Source organism: Arthrobacter sp. P1_C12_2, assembly GCF_056406415.1.
The window spans coordinates 1-2,623 of sequence record NZ_JBFUAF010000046.1 but is presented as its reverse complement, the minus strand read 5'-3'; the positions used below and the strand labels follow the sequence as shown (position 1 = coordinate 2,623).

The window sequence follows — 2,623 nt, the reverse complement described above, 5'->3', positions numbered from 1 at the left end:
GGGAAGCTCGCTTCGAGATGAGATTTCCATACACCTTGTGTGTGAGAGGCCCCCAGCCAGACCACTGGGTTGATAGGCCGGATGTGGAAGCGAGGACTAACGACTCGTGAAGCTGACCGGTACTAATAGGCCGATAACTTACACCACACACCACCCCGCAAACCCATTCAAAAGGGGTTTGCACCCAGGGGTGGTACAAAGAAACAAGACTGCTTGCGTCCACTATGTGGTTCCCAAACAACAAACCCGCCACCCGCGGCAAYGTTGCGACAGGAACAAAACCACAACCAAATAACAACACCACACATGTTGTAACCACCAGATTTCCCACCCCCGGCACRGCCGGCAGGGTGCGGASMMAGGGTTACGGCGGTCATAGCGTGGGGGAAACGCCCGGTCCCATCCCGAACCCGGAAGCTAAGACCCACAGCGCCGATGGTACTGCACCCGGGAGGGTGTGGGAGAGTAGGTCACCGCCGGAACACCATTCAGGTCGAGGACCCCCAACCAACGTTGGGGGTCCTCCCGCATTTAACGGCCAATTCCGACTGACCCGCACCCAACTGACCCGCAGCAGGGGCCGTTATCAGCCCTCGGAACGGCCCCTGCTGCCAGTCAGTTGGGCGACAGGACCCCAGCGGATTCCGGGCCCAGACCCGACGCACCCAGGGCCGGCCCCACCTGCGGACACCGGCCGTCGGACGCTTGCTCACTTCCTGCAGGTTCCCGCCGGATGCTTTCCTCACGTCGCGCACGGGCTGGCAGGCAACGAGGCCGGGCACCGCCGTCGAGCATCCCCAAAGGTGCGGTGGGCGGATACGGCGAAGGGTGCGGGAGCGTCCCGGGTTTCCGGCCGGTGAGCCATTCACGGAGCAGTGCAACTGCCGGAGCGGCAGGCCTTAAATGACGAAAGTCGCCTTAAATGAGGAAAGTCTCCGCGTGAATCCTGTTACGGACTCAACGCGGAGACTTCCTCTGTGGGCCTGGGATCCGGACTACCTCCGGAATGGGGACGGCCGGGCACGCTGGGGAGCGTGCCCGGCCGTTTTCCCGGCGTTTTAGGACCGGGCCTCGGCGAGGGCCGGGGCGGTTTCGGTGCGGTGGGCGGGTGGTTGTGCGCGCCGGTTGAGCCACATCTCGAAGACGTCGCTGGTGTGCCATTCGAAAGAGGCGAGCACCGGGGTGCCGTTCTCGTCGTAGTCGACCTCGTCGAARTAGAGCAGCGGGACGCCGTCCTTGACYTGGAGCTGSGCGGCTTCCGGGGGTCCGGCGAGGACGGGGAGGAGCYTGGCCCGCCCGTTTCTGACRCCGTGGTTGTGGTTTTCGAGCATGTCGAACAGCGACGGGCCCAGGTTGCCCCGGATCGCTTCGGGCACGAGGGCCAGCGGCACCCGGTCCACGCTGTAGACGACGGGCCGGTCATCGGCGAACCGGACCCGTTCGACGACGACGACCGCGGCGCCGCGGTCCAGGCGGAGCCGGTCCCGGTCGCCGTCGTCGGCGGGCTGGACACTCTGGGAGATGATCCGGATGCTSGGGGTGAATCCGGCGGCCTGGATCATCGCGGTGTAGCTGACGTTCAGGTCCAGCGCGTGGCGCTGCGGSACCCGGGTAACAAAGGTTCCCTTGCCGTGGAGGCGGGACAGATACCCGGCGTCGATCAGGGCCCGGTAGCCTTCGCGGACCGTGGCCCGGCTGACGGCGAACTTGACGGACATTTCGTCTTCGTTCGGGAGCCGGTCGCCGACGACATACGTGCCGTTGCTGATGAGCTCGGTGAGTTCATCTCGAACCTGTTCTGCAAGATTTGGCCGGCGACCCGCCATGGTGTCCTCCCTTGGGCAATGATTCCAGTGTACTGGCGGGGGTGGCCGCCTTAGATCCGSGGTTAGATCCGGGCGCCGTCGTGCGCGAAGGCCAGCGCGGTGCGGACCTGGGACACGACRTCCTTCTCGCCCGGCAGCATGCCGTCGAAGATGGCCCCGCCGATGGTGAAGCCCCACGCGCCGGCYTCGGCGAGKCCGCGGATCTGGGCCTCGGACACGACCGAGCCCGCGGCCATGGTCGGCCCGTCGACAACCCGGGCAACGGCRGCGGTCAGTTCCAGCGGGTCAACGGAGGCGTGACGGTAKGCCAGSAGGTCCACGCCGTGGACGCCCTCGAGCTTTGAGAGYTCGGCKGCGTGCGCGGYGATCTCCTCGATGGWGCCCAGCAGTTCRCTCGGGTGCCCGGCGACGCGGCCCGGGAAGGGGGCGAACTTGATGCCGGTGCCGGCGAGCTTTTCGACGGCTTCGGCGGCGAACTTGCCGCCCACGATCCAGTCCACGCCGGCGGCGATGGCGGCGTCGATGGAGGCCATCTCATCGGCCTTGTCCACCGAGACGACCTCCAGGTAGACCACGAGGCCTGCGGCGTGCGCGGCGGCAGTCAGCTCGCGGGCCTTCGCGGGGGTGGCGCCGACGTCCTTGAAGCCGATGTGGCGCAGCCCGGTGTCCTTGACCTGCTCGAGGACCTCGAGGGCGTTGTCGACGGTGCGGTCGTTGTGGGTGAGCATGAAGATGAATTCAGACATTGTTCGTGTTCTTTCCTGGTGGTGGGTGAAGCGTTTTGGGGGTTTCGGGGT

General features: G+C 65.9%; 2 protein-coding genes and 2 rRNA genes. 2 read left to right on the top strand and 2 right to left on the bottom strand.

The annotated features are described in order from the left end of the window. Both AC1DZQ_RS22465 and rrf read left to right on the top strand, forming a co-directional pair. Positions 1–147, top strand: a 23S ribosomal RNA gene (locus tag AC1DZQ_RS22465); the annotation flags it as partial. 218 nt (positions 148–365) lie between these two features. Continuing rightward, a 5S ribosomal RNA gene (gene rrf, locus AC1DZQ_RS22460) occupies positions 366–482 on the top strand. A 576-nt stretch (positions 483–1,058) separates the two neighbouring features. Here the strand turns inward: rrf and AC1DZQ_RS22455 are convergent. Together AC1DZQ_RS22455 and AC1DZQ_RS22450 are read right to left on the bottom strand one after the other, a co-directional pair. Further along, a complete protein-coding gene (locus tag AC1DZQ_RS22455; protein ID WP_476965568.1) occupies positions 1,059–1,826 on the bottom strand; it encodes a GntR family transcriptional regulator in 768 nt (255 codons plus the stop codon). A 62-nt stretch (positions 1,827–1,888) separates the two neighbouring features. Then, positions 1,889–2,572 carry a hypothetical protein gene (locus AC1DZQ_RS22450; protein WP_476965567.1) on the bottom strand — a complete coding sequence of 228 codons (684 nt, stop codon included), beginning with the start codon at positions 2,570–2,572 and terminating at the stop codon, positions 1,889–1,891. Positions 2,573–2,623 lie beyond the last annotated feature (51 nt).